This window comes from Natronoarchaeum sp. GCM10025703 (genome assembly GCF_042661985.1).
Classification (GTDB): domain Archaea; phylum Halobacteriota; class Halobacteria; order Halobacteriales; family Natronoarchaeaceae; genus Natranaeroarchaeum.
Genome location: NZ_JBHSZF010000001.1, coordinates 2155212 through 2177106 on the forward strand (window position 1 = coordinate 2155212; position 21895 = coordinate 2177106).

Below are 21895 nucleotides of genomic sequence, written 5' to 3' on the forward strand. Positions count from 1 at the left end.
GGTGGCGTCGGCCGGCGTGCGGACAGTGCATGAGTATATAGGTGGGTCGGGGCGTCGCCCCGATCCCGGTCAGTGGAGGTGATCCAGCCGCAGATTCCCCTACGGCTACCTTGTTACGACTTAAGCCCCCTTGCGGAGCCCAGATTCGACCGAGGAACTCGGCCTCATCCGGACCCCACTCGGGTGCTTTGACGGGCGGTGTGTGCAAGGAGCAGGGACGTATTCACCGCCACCTTCTGAGTGGCGATTACTACCGAATCCAGCTTCATGAGGGCGAGTTTCAGCCCTCAATCCGAACTACGACCGAGTTTCGGAGATTAGCGCCCCCTCTCGGGGTTGCATCCCACTGTCTCGGCCATTGTAGCCCGCGTGTCGCCCAGCACATTCGGGGCATACTGACCTACCGTTGCCCGTTCCTTCCTCCGTGTTAGCCACGGCAGTCTCCCTAATGTACCCACCTGGCGCGAGCCAGTGCTGGCAATTAAGGATGCGGGTCTCGCTCGTTGCCTGACTTAACAGGACGCCTCACGGTACGAGCTGACGGCGGCCATGCACCTCCTCTCAACAGGTCTGATAAGCTCATCACACTGATCGTCACTCCTGTTGTCGATGCTGGTGAGATGTCCGGCGTTGAGTCCAATTAAACCGCAGGCTCCTCCGGTTGTAGTGCTCCCCCGCCAATTCCTTTAAGTTTCATCCTTGCGGACGTACTTCCCAGGCGGTCCGTTTATCGTCTTCACTGCGGCACAGCACAGGCTCGTAGCCTGTGCCACACCTAACGGACATCGTTTACGGCCAAGACTACCCGGGTATCTAATCCGGTTCGTGACCTTGGCTTTCGTCCCTCACCGTCGGATCTGTCTTCTCGAGGCGCTTTCGCCACCGGTGGTCCGACCAGGATTATAGGATTTCACTCCTACCCCGGTCGTACCCCTCGAGCCATCCAGTCCCAAGCCAGGCAGGTTTCGCCGGCCGCCTACGTGTTGGGCACGTAGATTTCCCGACGAACTTACCTGGCAGGCTACGGACGCTTTAGGCCCAATAACAGCGGCCATCACTTGAGCTGCCGGTATTACCGCGGCGGCTGGCACCGGTCTTGCCCAGCTCTTGTTCCACCACCTCCCTACGGTGGTGAAAAGCGAGGACTATATGCCCTCGCACTGGGGATCCCCTTATCGCACTGGCGTGCAGTGTAAAGGTTTCGCGCCTGCTGCGCCCCGTAGGGCCCGGTATCTTGTCTCAGATACCGTCTCCGGGCTCTTGCTCTCACAACCCGTACCGATTACTGGCACGGTGGGCCGTTACCCCACCGTCAACCTAATCGGCCGCAGCCACAGCCTCTGGCGCCGGAGCGTTTCCAGTTCCGTGCAGTTCCAGCAGCGGAACGGTATCAGGCATTAGCCTCAGTTTCCCGAGAGTATTCCTGTCCAGAGGGTAGTTTGGCCACGTGTTACTGAGCTTTCCGCCACGAGTCTGAACTCGTGCGACTAGCATGGCTAAATCGGATCCCCATAGCAATGGCCTCCGGCAGGATCAACCGGAATGTGCCCCCTGGTGGGGGCGGTTAGGCGGGATGCCATCCCAGAGGGATGGCGTCACCTTATGTTCCCCGTCGGGGAACATGATCGCGTTTGTAACATTGCATGAGTCCGTAATCCGGCGACGACCAGGCACGAGCGCCCGGATGTCGCCGAACTACCAAAGCTAACATCAGATTCCATCGTGTACGGCGGACCGCAGGGGTGGAATCCTCATCTCTTTCGGATCTCAACAAACGAGAGTAGGGCATATAACCCCTTCGGATCGGAACCGACCGACCCGGCCTCGCTCGTCTGATCCGATTCGTCAGCGGCGAACCGCCGACGACCGTTCGGATCAAAACGAAGTCGAGTGGGACAGATAAACCCATCGTCTCGGATCGACCGAGACGATCTCGTTCGTTTAGTCCGAGATCACGGGACGGATCGAACGTCCCGGGATCACGTCGTATCGTTCTTCGCATTACATTCAGATGGCACGGGAATATAAAAGGCCGTCGTCTCAGGAGCGCTATGTGAAGGGGCAACGAGGTACGTAACGACTCAACCGGCACAAAGTACATGGGAGATCCGCCGAGAGTGTACGATATCTAGGAGACGACCGCCAGAGATGGACATCGAAGCTTTACACGAACGAGGCCGAGAGCGGATCGAGGAGCTGGGAGCGGCGCTAAACGTGAGTGAGCCCGTACTCGAGACTGCAGGGGCGATCTTTACCAAAGTGTATACTGAGGAGACCCAGCAGGGGCGGTCACTGACGACAGTCGCGGCAGCAGCGCTGTACGTCGCGTGCAAGCAAGAGGGCGCTCCGGTCACGTCGAGCGAAATCGCAGACGCCGCCGGGATCGAGCATTCACATCTGCTCCGGCGCTCGAAGTGGGTACAGACGGAGATCGGGACGCCGGTGGACACGTTCAATCCGAAACCGTTCGTCGACGAGTACTGTGAGAAACTTGGACTGAGCGAGGAGACGCGAGAGCTAGCGCAAAACGTCGTCACTGTTGCGACCAAGGAAGGCGTCGCCTCGGGGAAGTCCCCATCCGGCTTCGCTGCGGCGGCCGTCTACTACGCGGCGAAACTACGGGACGAACCGTGTACCCAGGAGGACGTCCACGAGGTGTCGGGCGTCAGCAAGATCACGATCAGAAACCGGTATCAGGAGCAGGCAGAGGTCGTCGGCGACGTCACGCGGTAGTCCAGTGCCTGCGCGGCCGCGTACGCACGGGTTCAGAGTAACGAATTGTTAGTAACTTCTATACCACCGCAGTCCAACGGTCAATACGAGAGTATGAGTCAGTCTTACAATCGCGGGCTCGTCGAGGACTTCGGCCGATGGCGCGAGTTCTCGGCCGGAATGTGGGCCTGGATTTTCCACAAGTTCACAGGTTGGGTACTGATCGGGTACCTGTTCACGCACATTGCGGTTCTGAGCACAGCAATGGAAGGAGCAGCGTCGTATAATAGCACGATTCAGGGGCTCGAAGGGCTGTTGATCATCCGAGTACTGGAGGTCGGACTCCTCGCCGTTGCTGTCTTCCATATCCTCAACGGCATCCGTCTGCTGATGGTCGACCTGGGTATCGGACTGGAGTCACAGGACAAGAGTTTCTACGCGTCACTGTTCGTGACGGCGCTCATCGTCGTCGCGAGCGTCCCGACGTTCCTGGGGGTGGCCTCTAATGGCGGAGCGCTACTCTTCGTTCACTCCCGGCGGGACGTCCTGGCTACTGCAACGGATCACAGCAGCGTTCCTGATCGGTGTCCTCGCGTTCCACTTCTTCCAGTTACACTTCGTCACGCACGCATACGAGGTCGAACTCGCCGGGACACAGGCCCGGATGGAGAACCCGGCCTACTACCTGACGATGGTGATGTTCCTGATCACGGCCGCGTTCCACGGTGTGAACGGCGTCTACAATGGGTTGGTCAATCAGGGGATCGAAGGAACCCAGAAGACGGCACTCAAGTGGGGACTGACCGCTGCAGGCCTCGTGCTGGTCGTTCAGGGGATCCGCGTCGCGAACTCCATGGCAGGTGTTTCGATAGTATGAGCACACAAAAACAGAAAGTCGAGACGGAAGACGAAGAAACGGCCGAACAGAAACCGGCAGCAGACCGCCGGCTCGAAAAAACGTCAGAAGGAACGCGAGCGAGCCGAGCAGGTCGAAGCAGACGAGAAGGCTGACTTCGAGGAGAACGCCGTCCAGATCAAGGTGTTCAGGTACGACCCGGAGGTCGCCGCCAAGCAGGAACCCCGCTTCGACGACTTCCACGTCCCCTTCGAGAAGGGGATGACGGTCCTCGACGCGCTAATCTACGCGCGCGACCACTACGACTCGTCGTTGACGTTCCGTCACTCCTGCCGACAGGCCGTCTGTGGCTCGGACGCCTTCTTCGTGAACGGTCGACAACGGCTCGGCTGCAAGACGCAGTTGGGCGAACTAGAGGAGCCGGTGCGCATCGAACCGCTCCCGCATCAGGACGTCGTAAAGGACCTGGTCGTCGACATGGAGCACTTCTACGACCAGATGCACGCAGTCGAGCCGTACTTCCAGAGCGAGGATACCCCTGAAGCGAGCGAACTCGAAGAGCAGCGACAGACCAGAGAGAACCGCGAGAAGATCAAAATGTCTTCGCGGTGTATCTGGTGCGGTGCATGTATGTCCTCGTGTAACATCGCGGCGGGCGACAACGAGTATCTCGGGCCAGCAGCGATCAACAAGGCCTACAAATTCGCGATGGACGACCGCGAAGAAGAGGAACTCAAGCAGCACCGACTCAACATCCTCGAACAGGAACACGGCGTCTGGCGTTGTCAGACCCAGTTCTCCTGTACCGAGGTGTGTCCGAAAGACATCCCGCTGACCGAGCACATTCAGGAGCTCAAGCGGGAAGCGGTCAAAAACAACCTGAAGTTCTGGTAAGATCAAATCATGCACGAACACGACGTAATCGTCGTCGGCGCGGGCGGTGCCGGGCTCAGAGCGGCAATCGCCGCACAGAACGCTGGTGCGGACACGGCTATCGTGTCGAAGCTCCATCCGGTCAGAAGCCACACTGGCGCAGCAGAAGGTGGAATCAACGCCGCCCTTCGAGAGGGTGACGACTGGGAACTCCACGCCTACGACACGATGAAGGGGTCCGATTATCTCGGCGATGCCCCCGCAATCGAGACGCTGGCACAGGACGCCCCCGAGGACGTTATTCGCCTCGAACACTGGGGGATGCCGTTTTCCCGAGAGGACGACGGTCGGGTCTCCCAGCGACCCTTCGGGGATTGTCGTTCCCGCGCACGACGTACGCGGGCGCGGAAACGGGACACCACCTGCTACACACGATGTACGAGCAGGTCGTCAAACACGGCGTTCAGGTGTACGACGAGTGGTTCGTCTCGGACCTCGCGGTGACCGACGAAGACGACCCGGAGGACCGACGCTGTCACGGCGTCGTCGGCTACGACGTCAAATCGGGCGAGGTCGCAGGCTTCAAAGCGAACGATGGCGTGATCCTGGCGACTGGTGGCCCAGGACAGGTGTTCGATCACACAACCAACGCCGTCTCCTGTACCGGCGACGGACAGGCAATGGCCTATCGCGCGGGCGCTCCGATGGAGGACATGGAGTTCGTCCAGTTCCACCCGACGACGCTCCCCTCTACGGGGGTCCTGATCTCCGAGGGTGTGCGTGGTGAGGGGGGATCCTCTACAACGGGGACGGCGAGCGGTTCATGTTCGAGCGCGGATACGCGAACAACGAGGGCGAACTCGCTTCCCGTGACGTCGTCTCGCGGGCCGAACTGACTGAAATCAACGAAGGCCGGGGCGTCAACGACGAGTACGTCCATCTCGACATGCGCCATCTCGGCGAGGAGCGGATCAACGACCGCCTCGAGAACATCCTCCATCTCGCGGAGGACTTCGAGGGCGTCGACGGGATGGAAGAACCGATGCCGGTCAAGCCCGGCCAGCACTACGAGATGGGCGGCATCGAGACGGACGAGAACGGTGAAACCTGCATCCAGGGGCTGTACGCAGCAGGCGAGTGTGCCTGTGCATCGGTTCACGGCTCGAATCGACTGGGCGGAAACGCACTACCGGAACTGATCGTGTTCGGCAAGCGGGCCGGAAAACACGCCGCCGGCGAGGATATCGGCGAGGCCAAGATCTCGACAGGGCGGACAGAAGACACCGAAGACGGCGAGGTCGACCCACCGGTCGAACCGGGTGCGCTCGACGCTGCGGACGACAGCGCGGTCGCCGACGGGGATCCGGGACCATCGCCGATCCGGACGCCATCGTCGAGGAGGCGGTGGAACACCAGCGCAACCGGGTCGACCACCTGCTCGAAAAGGACGACGGCATCCAGCATGCCGAGATCCGCGAACGACTACAGAAGGCGATGACCGAGAACGTCAACGTCTTCCGGAACGAAGAAGGACTCAAGACGGCGCTACGGGAGATCCGGAAGGCTCGCGAGGATTATCAAGACGTCTACGTCGACGACCCCTCGCGGACGTTCAACACGGATCTCCAGCAGACCATCGAGACGCGCAACCTCATCGATCTCGCAGAGACGATCACCCTCGGCGCGCTTGCGCGCGAAGAGTTCCGCGGTGCACACTGGCGACAGGAGCATCAGGAGCGGAAAGACGACGAGTGGCTCAAGCACACGCTGATCTCGTGGGAAGACGGATCGCCCGACATCTGGTACAAACCGGTGTTGCTCGAAGGCGAGAACAAGACCTACGAACCGAAAGAGCGGAGCTACTGAGGACCGAACTCGACTGTTTCTGGCGTTATTTGATTCCGAGGGCGGCGAGCAGATCAAACCCGATATCCATCCACTGAATCAGTTTATACCCACCGTAGATGCCGACGATCCCCATCAGCCCTGGGAGTTCAGGTGGCGCAGGAATCGGGATGTGCAAGTAGCTAAACAGCGCCCCGGCGAGTACGCCGGTAAACAGCGCCAGGCCAGTCAGCGTGAGATTCATTCGTACAGTACTTCGATGATCCCGGGTCAAAACAGTTACCCGAACCGCAAGTCGGCGCGGCAGAGCGGGATTTATAAGGCTGCCTGCCTACCCCAAGACGAGGAAGGGTAGCTCAGTGGTAGAGCGCCACCGTCAGGTGGGGTTTTCCCTTACCGATGCGGTGAATACTCAAAGGCTTCGCGTGGTTCAAATCCCGCCCCTTCCGCTTTTGCGACGAGTAGACACGAGGAGCAAAGCGTACACAGAGGGATTTGGACCCTGCAAGACGAGCATCGCGACGTCTTGGTCTGGTTCAAATTCTGATCGACGCAGTCGATCAGCGTTCGCAGTCGTGCCACGACTGCTCTCCCGCCCCTTCCGCTTTTGCGACGTCGACGACACGCAAACCCACAGGACGCAGACGGCCGATGGCACCCCCGTTTCATGTGTCCCGGTGTCATGCATCATACTCGACATGAGTCGAAAGAATCGGGCAGAAAGGGACGAAAAGCGGTAGTGACGGTGAGTGTTCTCGGACTGATAGACGCTATAGAGCCCAAAACCCGCAGATGGCCTGGGGTTCGACGATCGTTGTAGAGTGGTTTTATTATTGTCGAATGTATAGCGTCTGTTGATGACAGTCACGTCTCGCAGCACGAGAGCGGAGGCCGAGCCGCTACCTCACGAGTTAGAGTCGGCGCAGGCAAAGCTCGTCTATCTGTGTTTGCAACAGTTCGACGACGGTGCGACAGTCGACCAGATCCAGTCTCAGGCCCGGATCACCAAACTTACTCTACACAGTCTCTTGCGGTCACTCAGCGGCGACGGGCACGTGCGGTGCGAGGACGGACGCTATTATCCGGAACCCAACAACTGAACCGCGGCTTCTATCCTCACGACATCTCGGTATAACTTTCATAGAGGCGGTCACCGATTCGAGAGCCGACTGCTGCAGGAAGAGCGACGATACCAAGCAGATGTAACAGCACGAGCGTCGACCACTGTCCATACGGCTCCATCGGCGGCCACAGCAGGGGCCAGACTGCACCCAACTGTTCGCGGAACGCGATCACTACAACAGCGGATAGAACGGCCGAGACGGCGACTCGCGCACCGATCCGTTGCCAATCGCGTACCCGTGGCTCGGGATCACGCCAGGACCGCTCGTCGTCGACGCTGTCGTCCATCACTCAGAGCTCTATCCGTTCGACCAACTGGTCCTCGTCCTCGCGGGCGTTGACGGCAATGATCCGGATGTGGTCCTCGAGTCGAGAGTTGTTCAGTTTCCGCTTGAGGAGGTTATCCACCTGATAGACGCCGGCAGCGTTGGTCATCTGGATTTCGACGAGCACAGCACGTTCCTGGCCAGGACGAAGCGAGACCGTATCGATGGCCTGGCTGGAGATTGTGTTGATACCGCGGCCGCCCTCTTCGTACGGAACTCGCGAGCGACCGCGCTCCATATCGAGCGCGTCGGAGACGCGAATCACGCCGGCTTCGGTCGTCAACGGCGTCTCGGAGCTGTGATGACAGAGAATGGCATGGAGGACCTCGCCTTTTACCCGGACCGCTTCGGCGGTGTCGTAGAATTCGTCGAGGATGCGGTCGAGGATGTCCGCTGCGAGCGGCAGCGAGTAGTACGCATGGTCGTCCCGATGAACGACATGCCCGATATCGTGAAGGGTCGCCGCGAGCGCGATTATGACCGACTCGTCGGCCTCGTCGAGGCCCTGCTGACTCGCACCATTGAACTCGATACCGGCCGCTTTCAGGAGATCATAGAGGCAGAGGCTTCTGTTACGGACGATTTCTATGTGTTTCGCGCCGTGATCGTTGTACCGCATCCGATCGACCGGGTTGACGTTCTGGGCGTCGAGGTACGTCTGGATCTCGACGTCCTTGTGGATCAGTTGGAGCACATCGTTGAGTCGTTCGTCCGGGAAGGCGTGCTCATCGCCCGGAGCGTAGATTCGATATGACTGATCGGATTTGGACATACAACCACTCAGTGGAGGCAGGGAAAAAAGGGCTCCGGGTAGACGGTCCGCGGCTCAGTTCGATCCGCTATCGGCGGCCTCGGCCGCGGCAGTCGCAACCTCGTCGTAGTCGGGTTCGACGCCGGGGTTGTCACTGATCCACGCGTAGGTGATCTCGCCGGAGTCGTCGACGACGAAGACGGCACGTTTGGCAACGCCGTAGACGCCCGACTCCACGAAGTCCATCGCGATATCGTAGCTCTCGATTATCTCCCCGTTCAGGTCACTGACGAGGCCGAAGTTGATGTCGTTCTGGCTGCGAAACTCGTTGAGTGTGAACGGCGTATCTCGACTGAGTCCGTACACTGTCGCGCCGATGTCGTCGAACTCCGATAGCTGATCGCGGAACGCGCACATCTCGTTGGTGCAGACGCGCGTGAACGCTCCCGGGAAGAACGCGAGGACGAGCGGTGCGTCCGCTGGTTCCTCCGACAGCGTCAGCGATTCGATGTCGCCGTTCGCGAGCGGTGCAGTGAAGTCGGGCGCGTCGTCTCCCTTGTCTACCATTACTCGGTCGTTGTCGAGTTTCTTGGAAATGCGTTGCGTTTGGGGCAGAACGCCACCCGGAGCGCCGATTGGCGTCTCAAGTCATCGAAAACCTATGCAAAAAGCCTATAATCGCGAGTGAGCAATCAACGTATAGAGATGGCAGTTGAAATTACACCGCTGTTTGCCGTGCCCGGTGGGATGGAACTGGTGGTGGTTCTACTCATCGCCGTGCTTCTGTTCGGCGCTAACAAGATTCCGAAACTGGCTCGTTCGACCGGCGAGGCGATGGGCGAGTTCCAGAAGGGCCGAGAAGAAGTAGAACAGGAACTAGAAGAGATCCGCGAAGGTGCTGACGTCGACACCGATATCGATACGGACATCGATACTGACCTCGACACCGACACGAGTACGTCGAGCGTCGACACCGAGACCGAGTCGTCCGACAACTAGTCGTTTTTACGGAGCCACGTCGCCCTGGGCGTGTGGCCAGCGGATAGGGCGAAAGGTTCCTAACCTTTCGATCGCGGGTTCAAATCCCGTCACGCCCGTTCAGCGAGGAGCGCAGCGATAAGCGAACCGGACAAGACGAGCGAAGCGAGTCTTTTGACACGGTTCAAATCCGGGTGCGGCCGCTCACGCCGGTTGCTGGGGTGGCTAAGTCAGACACGAAGAGCGTCAGTTCAGACACGCCATCCCGGTTCTCCCAGCGATAGCAGAAGAGTCCCGACCCCGAACTGCCAGAGGGTCTACAGGCGGAGCAGGCCGAGTTCCTCGATTTCGAGACGGCAGGTATCGAGATCAACGAGGACGAAGACGGCTGGCACTGGACGTTACTGAACGGGAGCGAGGAGGTCGTCGCGTCGAGTGCAACGGCCCACGAGGACCGCTCCGCACTTATGGACGCAATCACGGGCGTCAGGGAGCTACTGGTCGATGCGAGCATCCTCGAAATCGACGATCCGACGTTCGAGCTACACCCGCAGGAGGGTGGGTGGATCTGGCTGCTCGTGGACGAGAACGGTGTCGGACTCGCAGAGAGCGCGGAGACCTACCCAACGCGCTCGAGCGCCAGAGAGCGGATGAATACGCTCAAAGAGCAGGCACCTGCCGGATCGATGCCGGTCGCCGGGTAGGAACGAAGCCGACGCCGTTTTCACGCGTCGTTGCGGATTGCTCAACGATGAGCGACGACCTCGACATTCCCGAGAGCCACCCGCGGTACCACTCCCTGCTAACGCGACACCGGATCGAGGACGGTGTCGAGAAAGGGATCACGAGCCAGCAAGGGCTGATCGCACAGGGCCGGGGTGAGGCGTTCGATTACTTGCTCGGCGAAGAGACCATCCCGAGTGCCGACCAGGCGGCGCGCGCGGCGGCCGCGGCGTTGCTCGGTGCTGACCAGTCCGTGCTCTCGGTCAACGGCAACGTCGCGGCGCTGGTGCCCGGAGAGACAGTCGAACTCGCAGAGGTCGTCGACGCCGATATAGAGGTGAACCTGTTCAATCGAACCGAGGAACGGATCGAGCGGATCGCCGATCACCTCGAAGAGCACGGCGCGACGGACGTCAAAGGGCTGACTGCCGACGCCCGAATCCCCGGGATCGATCACGAGCGAGCAAAAGTCGACGCCGACGGGATATACAGCGCCGACGTCGTCGTCGTCCCGCTGGAGGACGGCGACCGCGCGGAAGCGCTGGGGGAGATGGACAAGACGGAGATCGTGATCGATCTGAACCCGCTCTCGCGCTCCCCGCAGGTCGCAGCGATCCCGATCATCGACAACGTGATGCGCGCAGTGCCGAACATTACACGTCACGCAAGCGAGCAGCGGAGGCGTCAGACGAAGAACTGACCGGAATCGTCGAATCGTTCGATTCCGACGCCGCGCTGCGAGAAGCCGAAGGGAAGATCCGGGAGCCGGAACGCGGGGAGCACTGAGGTTACCGCAGTGCGGAGGCGACGTGCTCGCGTCACGTCGTCCGTTCCGTCGGCGGCGAGGGATGCACCTCCGGCATGCCGTCGAGGAGCGTCTCTGCGCCGTCTTCCGACCGGATCGGTGAGAATACTGGATGCAGAACGGCGAGTGACTGCTGAGTGGGATCGACCCCCTCCTCTCTGAGGTCCACACACTGCTGAGGGGTGACGTACGCGCGGTCCTGCCCGCTGTCGAGGAAGTTGGTAGCGACTTGCTCCGGATTCCAGTCCGACAGCGGGGCGTAACAGCCCCCATCGAGGATGGTTGCGCTGGCTTCGTACATGAGGCCCATCGGCCGGAACGGTTGCAGACAGCCGAGATGGCGGTCGACGTCGCCAGCGACGAGATCAGAGCCGACATCTGCGGCCTCGCGGACGTCGCCGTGGCTGTATCGGCGGTTAGCCACCTCGCCATCTCGTTTCCCATACGCGATCAGCGCGGTGTCGTCTTGGGTGCGTTCGATCAGTTCGAGACCGGTTCGGGAGCCAGAAGAGTTGATCCCGCTGTTGTCAAGGAACTCCTCGTGGGTCATCCCGAAGTACGAGTCCATGTCGACAGTGACGATAAATCGCATCGAGGACGATAGCGATATCATCGAGACGGGCGAGCGCTCGTCGAGGATCAGTGCGGGGGCGTTGACTTCGTCGAGTCCCTCCGCCACCCCCGAGTCGAACAGGTCGGGGGAAAGACCACTGGCACACAGCCGTTACGGAGGGTTCCGTACACGGCTACCAGCAGGTCCGTCGGATCGGTCAGACAGATGCCGACCGATTCGCCCTTGTTGATGTCGTGGGCCCGAAGGCCGCCGGCGAACCTGTCGGTGAGCGACCAGAGCCCCGAAAACGTTAGCTCCTGTTCGGCGTCGACGGCGAGCGAATCCCGGTTGTCCATCACGGTCGAGTGCAGTTCATTGACGATATTGCTCATCAACTACCGGATAGCCATCACATCATAAAGATATTAGTAATAAATACTTTCATCAGTGTTAGCAACGCTTACGTCTACTATCAGGCTAATATATTGGACAATCAGCCAGTAATATCGAGCCAGATCGCCCCGGAGAGAGCGACCCTGGATCATAAATCATATTAACTAGTTAGTGGTACTACCTGGTGGTATGAGCGACAACTTCGAGAAATTCAGCGACGTCGGCGAGGCGGACGTCACCCGAGCGATCGGACAGGAATGGACCCAGGAGTTCATGGACTTCTCCGATAGCGACGTGATCATCGTCGGTGGAGGCCCGTCGGGGCTAACAGCGGCGAAAGAACTCAGCGAGCGCGGCGTAAAGACGATGGTCGTCGAGAAGAACAACTATCTCGGCGGGGGTTCTGGCTCGGCGGCTTCCTGATGAACAAAGTCACCGTTCGTGATCCGGCCCAGCAGATCCTCGACGAACTGGACGTTTCCTACAAACAGTCCGAGGACAGCGAAGGGCTCTATATCGCAAACGGGCCCGAGGCCTGTTCCGGTCTGATCAAGGCCGCCTGTGACGCCGGCGCGAAGATGCAGAACATGACCGAGTTCACCGATATCGTCATTCGCGAGAACCACCGTGTGGGCGGCATCGTCATGAACTGGACGCCGGTCCACGCGCTCCCGCGCGAGATTACTTGCGTTGACCCCATCGCCGTCGAGGCGGACCTCGTTATCGATGCAACGGGCCACGAGGCAATGGCTGTCAAGAAACTCGACGAGCGCGGCGTGCTCGACGCACCCGGTATCGGCGACGCGGAGGAAGCCGCGACCGGCATGGACAGTACCGGCGACGACACCTATGGCGCACCCGGCCACGACTCGCCCGGCCACGACTCGATGTGGGTCGGCAAGAGCGAGGACGCCGTCGTCGAACATACCGGCCTCGTCCACGACGGCCTGATCGCCACCGGGATGGCGACGGCAACCACCTACGGCCTGCCGCGCATGGGCCCGACGTTCGGTGCCATGCTGGTTTCCGGCAAGCGCGCTGCACAGGAGGCACTCGACGAACTGGGCGTCGACGCCGAACCAGTCGACGTGACCTCGCGGTCGGCGACGCCCGCCGACGACTGAGGGGGACACACGATGGTCGAGCGGGTCTCACTGTACCGGCCACCCGACTCGTCGGTCGCGGACGCCGACGAGATTGCGGAGTGGCTACGCGGTCGGATCGACGCCACCGTCGAGGTCCGCGAGCGGTTTCTCGCCCGCTGGCGAACAGATTCCCTTCCCGAACAGTTCGCCGAGGCGCGTGTGCTGGACCCCTACGACAGGGACACGGGCAACACGATGATGGGAATCGTCCGCTACGAGGAGCGCGCACTGGCGGATCCAGCGCGCGAAGGCGGCGTCCTGTACGGCGGGTTCGCGGTCCAGCGGACGCTCAATGCCGCGCTTCCCGACGACGAAGCCACTCTCGACCATGCCCACGTCGTCCTGCTCGACAGGGCACTCGGGACGTGGGGCGACCACGACGGGCGCTGGCACAAGCGCGTACTCGTACTCGGTCAGCCAGCGTTGATATCGGTCCCGGGACTCTACGAGGCCCCGGCGAAGCCCGAGAGCTACTACAAAGCAAAGCAGAAACACGCGATGGTCGCCGGCGATACGCCGCCCAGAGAGGTACTGGAGAGTCAGGTCGAGGGCGCGTTCCTCGTCGAGGACGACCCCCGGACGACCGAGGCGCTGAAAGGATACGTCCTGCAAGCGATCAACTATCTCGACCACGGCGAACCTTTCTGTGACGAGGGGGCTGTCGGCTGTTCAACGCACACTATCAGGAGGACGTGGTGGAGGCACAACTACGCGGCTCGGAGTTCTGTGATACCCATCGAGAACTGTACGGGCGAGAGTCGGAACTGTCCGGTCAGGACTTGCCGGAGGAGCGGTCTCAGTGAGAGGCCGGCGGTGACGGCACGGTAGCTACCTGTCGGCGATCATGCTGCAACCCGAGTACCAGATACCGTGGGGCCGGCGAGCGATGGCTCGGTCATGGTCGTTTCCGCCGCGCTGGTCGGTTCCGTGACGACGAGGTCGACGCCGTCACCCGACGCGGAGATGTCGACCGCGGCCCGGAACCGCTCGGGACCGATCACAACGGCGACGGTGCGGTCGTCGACGCGCTCGACGGTGGTTCGGTCGACCCACTCGTCGGTCCGCTGATCGAGTTTGGACTCGAAGGCGGCTTCGAACTCGTCCGCGTCATCGCTGCTGGCCCACTGGGTCGTCCAGGCGAAGCCGTCTTGGCCCGCGTCGGTGAAGGCGAGGAGTTCGTCGTCGCTCCAGCCCGCAGCCGCCTCGACCGCCTCGTCGTTCGAAAGTTCAGTATCGAGGACGATCCGGGTATAGAGTTCGCCTTGCCGGTCGGTTCGGGTGACGGACCAGTCGGACTCGGTGTTTTCGACGTCGACGGTCAGATCCGTCGCTGGCGGTTCGCGGTCGGGGTCGAGGAGCTCGGACGTCGTCAGGGGCGGCGAACTGTACACCTCGGGTAGCTCCTCCGCGCTATCGATGTCGTCGTGGATGTACTTGGCACCGAAATAGTAGGGCGCGAACAGGAGGCGATCACCGACGGGCGCGGCCTCGTACGTGGCTTGCATCTGCTCGGATTGGAGCGGGACGCTATCGAGCTGCTCGTCAGTGTACTCGTCGGCGACGTAGACTGCACCGCCTTCGATCAGTGCAGTCTGAACCAGTTCTTCGTCAGTCGTTTCTGGCGGACTTCGGAGCCAGCTGCGCGAACATCCCCTCGGCGTACTGGATTGTGTGGGTGTACTCGTGGACGAGCACCTGCTCGACTTCCTCGTCAGGGCCGTCCGGGAAGACGTAGACGTTGCCTGGAGTGGCAAGCCCGCTGGTGCCGTTACCCCCTGACGCGGTCTCCGTCGCGTTCAGCGCTTTCTGAAAGTCGGATTGCTGGGGCTCGAACGCATCGCTGGTACCGGGCGGCATCTCGTCGACGAACAGGTTCGGTTGTGGCGCGTCGGACCCGATCAGTTCCGTCACGTCGTTCCAGACCACGTTTTCGTTCAGATCCAGGTCGGGATAGTCGGATGGCTCGACGTCCTCGTTCGCGTCGTCGGGCCCGTCGTCCGTCGCGTCCGTAGGCTCTCCCGATGCGTCGTCGTTGTCGGCGTCCGTCTGTTCGTCGTCGTTGTCGGCGTCCGTCTGTTCGTCGTCGCTCTCGCCGTCCTCGTCCGGCACGTCACCAGCTTCGACCTCCGAACTGTCGTCCACGTCGGGAGTAGCCGAAGGGGCCGTACAGCCAGCAAACAAAAGGAGGGCGACCGCGAGCACGGTTAGTGCCGCTCGGCGGGATACCATATTACAGTAGAAAGGACTGCGGCGAAATAAATGCTGTCGGTGGGATCCATTACTGGCGAACCCGACCACCGGTCAGTCGAACGATTCCGCCGGCAAACGTCTCGTCCGCGGTTGCCGCCGCACGCGCTCGAAGACGTCCGTGGGCGGCGTCGATCCGCCGGTCGAGCGTACCGTGGGGGTCGGTGTCGTATCGAAGCTTCGTCGTCGGGGGCGTCGAGAGCACGACGAGAGCCCGAAACAGCGCGTTCAGCGGTCGGGCGTACCACTGGTCGCTCCGCGCCGCGTTGACGAGCACGAGATGCCCACCGTCGGTCAGCAGGTCGCACCAGTTGTCGACTGCCCTTCCGGGGTCGTCGAGCATCCCGACGACGAAGGTAGCCAGCACGGCGTCGATCTCTGCGGTTGCCACAGCATCGACCGTCGGGTCGGCGAACGGTGGTGCGGTCGCATCCCCGTGGACGAGATGGACGTTGTCGTACTCGCTGACGAGGGCGTCGGCTTCCACGAGCATCCCCCGGGTGTAGTCGACGCCGACCACCGTCCCCGCCGGGCCGACGCGCTCGCGGAGGTACGGCAGGTTCGCGCCGGTGCCACAGCCCATCTCGACGACCGTATCACCCGGTTCGAGGCGGAGCGCGGTCGCCGCGTACTCCCGAAGCCGTCCGATCCCGGGCGTGTACCGGGCGATCACGTCGTAGAGACTCGCCCACTGGCCGTAGAACGCCTGCGCGTCGGCGGTCGAGTCCGGTGCCATCTACAGTGTTTCGCGGACGATTCCAGCGACGGTTTCGGCGTCCTCGCCGAGGACGTAGATGATCGGTTCGATACCGTAGCCACCCGTCTGGTAGAGTATCGTCGGGTCGTCGCCATCAGCCAGCGCGGCTTCGATTGCCGCGTCGGTCTCGCCCTCGGCCTCAAACTCGACCGTCTCGTAGCCCGCTTCGGCGAACTGCTCGACGAGTTCGGTGTCGTACCGGAGATTCACGGCCGCTCGTGCCGGGCTACCGTGTCGACGGGCCGCCAGCAGGACGGAGGCGACGTACTCGCTGACGCCGAACTCCGGTTCACCCGGGATAGTCGCTCGGCCCTTGACGTCGAAGATCCGGCCGGGCACGCCCGCGACGTCGTCGACGCTCTCGGCGTCCGGCAAGCAGACGACGAGGTTCGAGCCGACGTTCGGAATCAGGCTCGCAAAGCCACTCGCGTTTTCGAGCATCCGGAGCCCACGGCGGACCGAGGTCAGGACGCGTTCGGCAGACCGAAGCTCGTTGTCCGGGTCGTGGATCCGTACCGTAGTATCGTACTCTGCGAGCGCCGGGACGTCCTCTTGATGCAGTTTCGCCAGGACATCGCCGTCCTCTAGCTGGCGGATCAGCACTTCCGCCTCGACCAGCGCCTGGACGGCGTGCATGTCCCCGCTCGTAAGCCCGTCAGCGGTCTCCCCGACGAGTTCGATCACGCGCTCGTCCGTCTCGATGCGCTCGTTCCGGCTCACGTCGCCGTGAACGTACTTCGAGACGGCGCTCTGGCTGATGCCGAGCACATCCGCGACCTCGTTCTGGGTCAGATCCCGTTCCCGTAGTTCTTCCGCCAGCATGGACCGAAACGTCGGTAGAAATTCGTCGACGACGATCTCCTCGATAAATCGCATTCTTGCAGGAGCGTTCGGCCCGCAGGGAGATAACTCTGCGGCTCTCCGGACAGAGCGGGCAGGCTATCTGTTGCGGAGCAGTCGGTCTGGGACCCATCGCAGTTTCAGAGCCTGAAACTGTCGTCACCCCTCTATTATGATGGGTGTACTTTGTAGAGTTGCTATGGCAGCCATCGAGACGAACGGCCTCACAAAACGGTACGGATCAGAGACAGCGCTCGAATCGCTGGATCTCGACGTCGCAGAGGGGAGGTGTTCGGCTTCCTCGGTCCGAACGGTGCCGGGAAGACCACGACGATCGACCTGCTGCTTGACTTCATTCGCCCGACTGAGGGGTCAGCAACGGTGCTGGGCTACGATGCCCACGAGGAGCCAGGCGAAGTCCGAGAGCGAGTCGGTATCCTGCCCGACGGCTTCGACCTCTGGGGGCGCTCGTCGGGATACAGCCATCTGGAGTTCGCGATCGAGTCGAAAGGGAACGGCGAGGACCCGGACGAACTGCTCGACCGCGTCGGTCTCGACAGGGCCGACGCCGAGCGAAACGTCGGCGGTTACTCGAAGGGGATGCTCCAGCGCCTCGCAATGGCGATTGCACTCGTCGGCGATCCTGAACTGCTGATCCTCGACGAACCATCTGCGGACTCGATCCGCACGGCATCCGGCAGATGCAGGAGATCGTCCTCGAAGAGGCCCGCTCGGGGACGACGGTGTTTTTCTCCAGTCACATCCTCGGCCAGGTGTCCGCGGTCTGTGATCGGATCGGCATCCTCGACGACGGCGAACTCGTAACTGTCGACTCGATCGAAGGGCTCAGAGAGACTGCCGGGATCGGCTCCCGGCTACTGCTGGACGTCGACGCGCCGGCGGCCGTCAACGCATCTGCACTGCAGGACCTCAACGGCGTGACTGACGTCTCGTTCGAGAACGACCGCCTCCAGGTGAAGTACGCGACGGACGCGGCCAAAGCGCAGATCATCCATCAAGTCGTCGAGTCGGGAGCCGCGGTAAGAGACTTCGAGACCGAGGAGGCCACGCTGGAGGACCTCTTCGACGCGTTCACCGAGACTGACGCCGAAGCCGTCACAGAGGCCAGGCGTGTCGCAGACGGCGACGGTACCACGTCGGACTCGGAGACGCCGCCTGCCGACGATACGGCCGACAGCGGTGATCCGACCGTGAGAACTGGTGAACCCGCTATCGTCGAGGACGGGGGTGAACGATGACGTGGCAAACTGTCGCGCGAAAGGATTTCGAGGACGTCATTCGGTCGTGGATGCTGTGGGCGATCCTCGGCGTGTTCGCGCTGATGATGGGCGTCGTCGCCATCGGCGCGGACACGAACGACACGGCCCAGAGCGGGTCGGCACTCGTCTACGACCTGTTCAACACGCTCGGCGGAGAGCTGTTGATCCCCCTGGCGGCACTGATCGTCACATACATGGCGATCACCGGCGAGCGCGAGTCCGGTAGCCTCCGGATCCTGTTCGGGCTCTCGCACGGCCGCCGGAGCGTCTTCCTCGGGAAGCTATGTAGCCGACTGGCGACGATGCTGTTCGCGACGGTCGTCCTCCTGTCGATCACCGCCGGCGTGATCTTCTACATCTTCGGTAGTATCGACCTCGGACTGTTCGTCCAGTTTGCCGGGTTGACGCTGTTGTTCTCGGCTACCTTCGTCGGCATCGCACTCGGTATCTCGGCGATGACCGGTAGCCGGACGAGAGCCCTCGGCGGCGTCATCGGGGTCTACGTCCTGTTCATGGTGATCTGGGACACCCTCGTCGCCATCCTGTTCCGCGTCACACAGGGCCACTTCCCCGGACTCGAAGCCCCGACGTGGTACTTCCTGCTGCAGCGGCTCAATCCGCTGACGGCCTACCGCGAGGCGCTGATCCTCCTGACAGACAACTACATCTGGGCGATGATCGGGTCCTCAATCCTGGAAGACCTGTCGGCCGAGGAGGCGACGCCCGAGGCGCTGATGCTCACGAACCGCGTCGGCGGCGATCTGCCGTTCTACCTCACCGAGTGGGCGAGCGTCGCCGTCCTGCTCGTGTGGGCAATCGTCCCGCTGGCGATCGGCTACTGGCAGTTCAGAAGCTGCGGATCTGAACTGAGACGATCCGGTCCCCTGCTGGTTCGACCCTCCACTGTCCGAGCCCTGAACCCCGCTGATTCGGCCCTCCAACGTCGAACCCTGAAGCCTGCTGATTCGGCCCTCCACCAGCCGAACCCTGAAGCCTGCTGATTCGGCTCTCCACCAGCCAATCCCTGAAGCCCGCTGATTCGGCCCTCCGACATCGAAAAAGGGTATTTCCTGCACGCATCCGCCCTCACAACGGTATGTCACCAGTCCCCCGATCAGCGCCTCACCCGTCATCCAATCATGCCTCACCCGTCCTCCACTCATACTTCGCCAATCCTCCGACCGCGCCTCACCCATCTACCGGTCGGTTCGCTACTCGTCCTCCGAGCGGGTGAAGATACCGCGACCGATGCTCGCCAGGGAGCCTCCACAGGCGTCACAGCTCCCACAATCTATCGTCGAACAGGTCAACAGGCTCCCACAGCGGGGGCATTTCTCGTGGTCCAGCGGATCGAGGTCGTAGTCGCAGGTTGGACAGTTCATAGCAGGCTCACCACCAGTGCGAGGACGCCGCCGACCAGTAGAGCAACCGCCCAGGAGCCGACCCACATCAGCAGTCCGCTCTTGAGGTCGCGTTCCTTGACGATCATCGCCATCGCGAGCACGCAGGGGACGAAGAGCGTGATCACGACTAGACCGACGAAGACCTGTGCTGAGGAGAGGGCCAGATCCGTCATGCCGGCCGCGGCGAAGTCACGCCGGACCAGACCGAGGACGAGCACCTGACCGAACTCGGCGGGCAGGCCAAGCAGGGCCGTCACCGGCCGCAATCCGCGGACGAGCGCGGCGAGATAGCCGGCGTAATCCAGTACCGAGATGAACACGGCCGTGACCGCGAACAGCGGGACCGCTTCGCTGAGAAAGCCCCTGGTCCGCGTCACCGTCTTCTGGACCACGTTGTCCAGACGGGGGCGGCGAAGCCGCGGGAGTTCGGTGACCAGCCCCTCGCTTTCGCCCGGGAGCGTCCGGTCGAGAAAGACGCCAGCGATGCCGAACACGAGCAGGATGACGCCGAGGTAGGCGAGCCACCAGCCGAATCCGAGCGCCGCAAGCAACCCGAGAATGATCCCGAGTTGTGCCGAGCAGGGGACTGCAAGCCCGAGCAACGCTGTCGAGATGAGGCGCTCTCGGCGCGACCCGGCGATGCGCGTCGAGATGACAGCCATCGTCACGCAGCCGAGACCGACGATCATCGGGATCACGGCCCGACCGTTGAGACCGATGTGGGACATCCCACGGTCGGTGAGTACCGCCAGCCGTGGCAGTAGGCCGGAGTCCTCCAGTGCCCCCATCAGCAGGTAGAACGCGACCACGAGCGGCACGAGCACCCCGAAGAGATACTGGACCGTCACCGTGAGAAGCCCGAGGTTGTCGTTAACGAGGACGAAGTGTATCGGTTCGAGCAGGCCGCTGGCCGGCACCGTCGCGTCGACGACGTCGACGATCCACGGGACGTAGTACTCGCCCAGAACCTCGATTTCGAGGAAGTCGACGAGTCGCTGGGCGACCAGATCGCCGATCAGCAGGTAGATCAGTCCGACGCCGAGCAGTGCGAGCGGCGTTCCGGTTCGCGGGTCCAACAGCAGGTCGTCGATCCGGTCGGCCACTCTTCGATCCGAATCGCCGGTCGAATGCACCGTCTCGACAGTCGCGTCGACCCGCCGGCGCCGGTGTTCGTAGACCGTGTCCCGCAACGATGGGAGTTCGATCTCCGCGGTGCCGCCGTCGGCGAGGATCTCGGACTCCATCGCCCGGTCGAGCGTCGGTTCGTCGCCCTCGAGCAGGAGTACGGATTCCGCGCGGGAGGCCTCGACATCCGGTAGCTGGTCGTACCACTGCTCGACCGGCGTCTCGTCGGGGGCGCTGGCCCGGTCGACTGCGTCGCGTAGGTCGTCCAGCCCCTCGCCGTCGACAGCGACCGTCGGCACGACCGGAACGCCGAGTTCCGCCTCAGCGCGTCGACGTCGATCTCGTCGCCATCCCGACGCATCTCGTCCATTACGTTGAGCGAGACAACCGTCGGGATGCCCATATCTAGAAGTTGGTAAGTCAGGAACAGGTCACGATCTAGCTGGGTCGCGTCGACGACGTTGATCACGGCGTCGGCGTCTAAGACCACCTCGCGGGCGATCCGCTCCTCCTCGGAGAACGAGGAGATACCGTACGTCCCGGGGGCGTCCGCTAGCTGTTTGCCGTCGAATTCGGCGACAGTCGCGGCCGCTGTCGTGCCCGGATAGTTCGAGACGTCGACCTCACGATCCGCGAGGCGATTGAACACCGCGCTCTTTCCCACGTTCGGCGCGCCGACGAGGGCGACTGTGTCGGCGTCTTCTCCGGGTAGATCCGTCGGATCAGTGCCGTCGTCGTGACAACCGCTCATCTCACTCGCCCTCTATGGAAACGGTGATCTCTTCCGCGACGGAGTCGCCCAGTGCCATCGTCGTCCCGTTACGTTCGACGATCACGGGCCCGTTGGATATTCGAGTTCGACACTGGACCGGCCCGTCGAGCATCCCGATCCTGAGAAGATGAGCGCGGACGTCCTCGTCCGGGACATCGCGTATCCGGATCCGCTGTCCGCCGTTTACCCCGGATAGCCGCCGTTCTGTCACTGTGCTTGCCATCTTAGGTAGACCTAAACGATTGTAGTATTTAAACGGGGCAAGACGTTCTATCGTTTCTGCAGCCAGCAACAGAGTTATATATTAGTTTGGCTTCGCGGTCGCGGCCATCATAGTTCACCAACCCGCTCCCAGAACTTCCGGATGTGGTCTCGCAGATGACTTCCGG

General features: G+C 61.9%; 19 protein-coding genes, 2 tRNA genes, 1 rRNA gene and 8 pseudogenes. 15 read left to right on the forward strand and 15 right to left on the reverse strand.

Features of this window, described 5'->3' with window-relative positions; translation table 11 throughout:
• Positions 1 to 73 precede the first annotated feature (73 nt).
• A 16S ribosomal RNA gene (locus ACFQH2_RS12010) occupies positions 74 to 1544 on the reverse strand.
• A gap of 604 nt (positions 1545 to 2148) precedes the next feature.
• On the opposite strand from ACFQH2_RS12010, the gene ACFQH2_RS12015 reads away from it, so the two are divergent.
• From ACFQH2_RS12015 to ACFQH2_RS12040, 6 genes and pseudogenes are all read left to right on the forward strand, one after another.
• Complete coding sequence (locus ACFQH2_RS12015) at positions 2149 to 2733, forward strand: hypothetical protein (protein WP_377053904.1); 585 nt, start codon at positions 2149 to 2151, stop codon at positions 2731 to 2733.
• Between the two features lie 93 nt (positions 2734 to 2826).
• A pseudogene (gene sdhC, locus ACFQH2_RS12020) lies at positions 2827 to 3213 on the forward strand (succinate dehydrogenase, cytochrome b556 subunit); the annotation flags it as partial.
• 4 nt (positions 3214 to 3217) lie between these two features.
• Positions 3218 to 3589, forward strand: coding sequence for a succinate dehydrogenase hydrophobic membrane anchor subunit (locus ACFQH2_RS12025; protein ID WP_377053908.1), 372 nt, complete (start codon positions 3218 to 3220; stop codon positions 3587 to 3589).
• Positions 3586 to 4462: pseudogene (gene sdhB / locus ACFQH2_RS12030) on the forward strand (succinate dehydrogenase iron-sulfur subunit). The gene ACFQH2_RS12025 and the pseudogene sdhB overlap by 4 nt, the downstream one beginning before the upstream one ends.
• 9 nt (positions 4463 to 4471) lie before the next feature.
• A pseudogene (locus ACFQH2_RS12035) lies at positions 4472 to 5939 on the forward strand (FAD-binding protein).
• Positions 5846 to 6307: pseudogene (locus tag ACFQH2_RS12040) on the forward strand (succinate dehydrogenase); the annotation flags it as partial. The pseudogenes ACFQH2_RS12035 and ACFQH2_RS12040, both read left to right, overlap by 94 nt.
• A 25-nt stretch (positions 6308 to 6332) precedes the next feature.
• On the opposite strand, the gene ACFQH2_RS12045 reads toward ACFQH2_RS12040, so the two are convergent.
• Complete coding sequence (locus ACFQH2_RS12045) at positions 6333 to 6530, reverse strand: XapX domain-containing protein (RefSeq protein WP_377053912.1); 198 nt, start codon at positions 6528 to 6530, stop codon at positions 6333 to 6335.
• Between the two features lie 101 nt (positions 6531 to 6631).
• Here ACFQH2_RS12045 and ACFQH2_RS12050 point away from each other — a divergent pair.
• A tRNA-OTHER gene (locus ACFQH2_RS12050) sits at positions 6632 to 6735 on the forward strand.
• 667 nt (positions 6736 to 7402) lie between these two features.
• On the opposite strand, the gene ACFQH2_RS12055 is transcribed toward ACFQH2_RS12050, so the two are convergent.
• Genes ACFQH2_RS12055 through ACFQH2_RS12065 form a run of 3 tightly spaced genes read right to left on the reverse strand, consistent with a single transcriptional unit; the run spans position 7403 to position 9052 of the window.
• A complete protein-coding gene (locus ACFQH2_RS12055) occupies positions 7403 to 7696 on the reverse strand; it encodes a hypothetical protein (protein ID WP_377053914.1) in 294 nt (97 codons plus the stop codon).
• A 3-nt stretch (positions 7697 to 7699) separates the two neighbouring features.
• Positions 7700 to 8506, reverse strand: a complete 807-nt coding sequence (locus ACFQH2_RS12060) for an HD domain-containing protein (protein WP_377053916.1) — start codon at positions 8504 to 8506, stop codon at positions 7700 to 7702.
• Positions 8507 to 8560: 54 nt separating this feature from the next.
• Positions 8561 to 9052, reverse strand: a complete 492-nt coding sequence (locus ACFQH2_RS12065) for a redoxin domain-containing protein (protein ID WP_377076781.1) — start codon at positions 9050 to 9052, stop codon at positions 8561 to 8563.
• 138 nt (positions 9053 to 9190) lie between these two features.
• On the opposite strand from ACFQH2_RS12065, the gene tatA reads away from it, so the two are divergent.
• From tatA to ACFQH2_RS12085, 4 genes and pseudogenes are all read left to right on the forward strand, one after another.
• Positions 9191 to 9484 (forward strand): twin-arginine translocase TatA/TatE family subunit, encoded by a 294-nt coding sequence (gene tatA / locus ACFQH2_RS12070; protein WP_377053920.1) that lies wholly within the window; start codon positions 9191 to 9193, stop codon positions 9482 to 9484.
• Between the two features lie 26 nt (positions 9485 to 9510).
• Positions 9511 to 9582: transfer RNA gene (locus ACFQH2_RS12075), tRNA-Arg, on the forward strand.
• A 348-nt stretch (positions 9583 to 9930) separates the two neighbouring features.
• Positions 9931 to 10167 carry a DUF1508 domain-containing protein gene (locus ACFQH2_RS12080; protein WP_377053922.1) on the forward strand — a complete coding sequence of 79 codons (237 nt, stop codon included), beginning with the start codon at positions 9931 to 9933 and terminating at the stop codon, positions 10165 to 10167.
• A gap of 47 nt (positions 10168 to 10214) precedes the next feature.
• Positions 10215 to 10972 (forward strand): annotated as a pseudogene (locus tag ACFQH2_RS12085) (4-phosphopantoate--beta-alanine ligase).
• A gap of 32 nt (positions 10973 to 11004) precedes the next feature.
• Here the strand turns inward: ACFQH2_RS12085 and ACFQH2_RS12090 are convergent.
• Both ACFQH2_RS12090 and ACFQH2_RS12095 read right to left on the reverse strand, forming a co-directional pair.
• A complete protein-coding gene (locus ACFQH2_RS12090) occupies positions 11005 to 11670 on the reverse strand; it encodes a hypothetical protein (protein WP_377076782.1) in 666 nt (221 codons plus the stop codon).
• On the reverse strand, positions 11631 to 11936 hold the full coding sequence (locus ACFQH2_RS12095; protein WP_377076783.1) for an AMP-binding protein: 306 nt from the start codon (positions 11934 to 11936) through the stop codon (positions 11631 to 11633). The genes ACFQH2_RS12090 and ACFQH2_RS12095 overlap by 40 nt, the downstream gene beginning before the upstream one ends.
• A gap of 190 nt (positions 11937 to 12126) precedes the next feature.
• Between ACFQH2_RS12095 and ACFQH2_RS12100 the strand changes: the two are divergent.
• A pseudogene (locus tag ACFQH2_RS12100) lies at positions 12127 to 13061 on the forward strand (sulfide-dependent adenosine diphosphate thiazole synthase).
• A gap of 12 nt (positions 13062 to 13073) precedes the next feature.
• Positions 13074 to 13885, forward strand: a pseudogene (locus ACFQH2_RS12105) (DUF7001 family protein).
• A gap of 39 nt (positions 13886 to 13924) precedes the next feature.
• Here the strand turns inward: ACFQH2_RS12105 and ACFQH2_RS12110 are convergent.
• The 4 genes from ACFQH2_RS12110 to ACFQH2_RS12125 form a co-directional block, all read right to left on the reverse strand.
• Positions 13925 to 14587, reverse strand: a complete 663-nt coding sequence (locus tag ACFQH2_RS12110) for a hypothetical protein (protein ID WP_377076784.1) — start codon at positions 14585 to 14587, stop codon at positions 13925 to 13927.
• Positions 14588 to 14690: 103 nt separating this feature from the next.
• Entirely contained in the window at positions 14691 to 15311 is a 621-nt protein-coding gene (locus ACFQH2_RS12115) for a hypothetical protein (RefSeq protein ID WP_377076785.1), read from the reverse strand.
• 49 nt (positions 15312 to 15360) lie between these two features.
• Positions 15361 to 16065 carry a class I SAM-dependent methyltransferase gene (locus tag ACFQH2_RS12120; RefSeq protein ID WP_377053934.1) on the reverse strand — a complete coding sequence of 235 codons (705 nt, stop codon included), beginning with the start codon at positions 16063 to 16065 and terminating at the stop codon, positions 15361 to 15363.
• Positions 16066 to 16962: a thiamine-phosphate synthase family protein gene (locus ACFQH2_RS12125; protein WP_377053936.1), complete on the reverse strand. Its 897-nt coding sequence runs from the start codon at positions 16960 to 16962 to the stop codon at positions 16066 to 16068.
• Between the two features lie 163 nt (positions 16963 to 17125).
• Here ACFQH2_RS12125 and ACFQH2_RS12130 point away from each other — a divergent pair.
• Together ACFQH2_RS12130 and ACFQH2_RS12135 are read left to right on the forward strand one after the other, a co-directional pair.
• Positions 17126 to 18185: pseudogene (locus tag ACFQH2_RS12130) on the forward strand (ATP-binding cassette domain-containing protein).
• A complete protein-coding gene (locus tag ACFQH2_RS12135) occupies positions 18182 to 19207 on the forward strand; it encodes an ABC transporter permease (protein ID WP_377076786.1) in 1026 nt (341 codons plus the stop codon). The pseudogene ACFQH2_RS12130 and the gene ACFQH2_RS12135 overlap by 4 nt, the downstream one beginning before the upstream one ends.
• 210 nt (positions 19208 to 19417) lie before the next feature.
• Here the strand turns inward: ACFQH2_RS12135 and ACFQH2_RS12140 are convergent, their stop codons facing one another.
• The 4 genes from ACFQH2_RS12140 to ACFQH2_RS12155 form a co-directional block, all read right to left on the reverse strand.
• The gene (locus tag ACFQH2_RS12140; RefSeq protein ID WP_377053942.1) at positions 19418 to 19588 is read right to left on the reverse strand and encodes a hypothetical protein; all 171 of its coding nucleotides are present in this window, start codon (positions 19586 to 19588) and stop codon (positions 19418 to 19420) included.
• Complete coding sequence (locus tag ACFQH2_RS12145) at positions 19585 to 20397, reverse strand: nucleoside recognition domain-containing protein (protein ID WP_377076996.1); 813 nt, start codon at positions 20395 to 20397, stop codon at positions 19585 to 19587. Before ACFQH2_RS12145 ends, ACFQH2_RS12140 begins: the two co-directional genes overlap by 4 nt.
• Positions 20398 to 20636: 239 nt before the next feature.
• Complete coding sequence (locus tag ACFQH2_RS12150) at positions 20637 to 21485, reverse strand: FeoB small GTPase domain-containing protein (RefSeq protein WP_377076787.1); 849 nt, start codon at positions 21483 to 21485, stop codon at positions 20637 to 20639.
• 1 nt (position 21486) lies between these two features.
• Positions 21487 to 21729 carry a FeoA family protein gene (locus tag ACFQH2_RS12155; protein ID WP_377053946.1) on the reverse strand — a complete coding sequence of 81 codons (243 nt, stop codon included), beginning with the start codon at positions 21727 to 21729 and terminating at the stop codon, positions 21487 to 21489.
• Between the last annotated feature and the right edge of the window lie 166 nt (positions 21730 to 21895).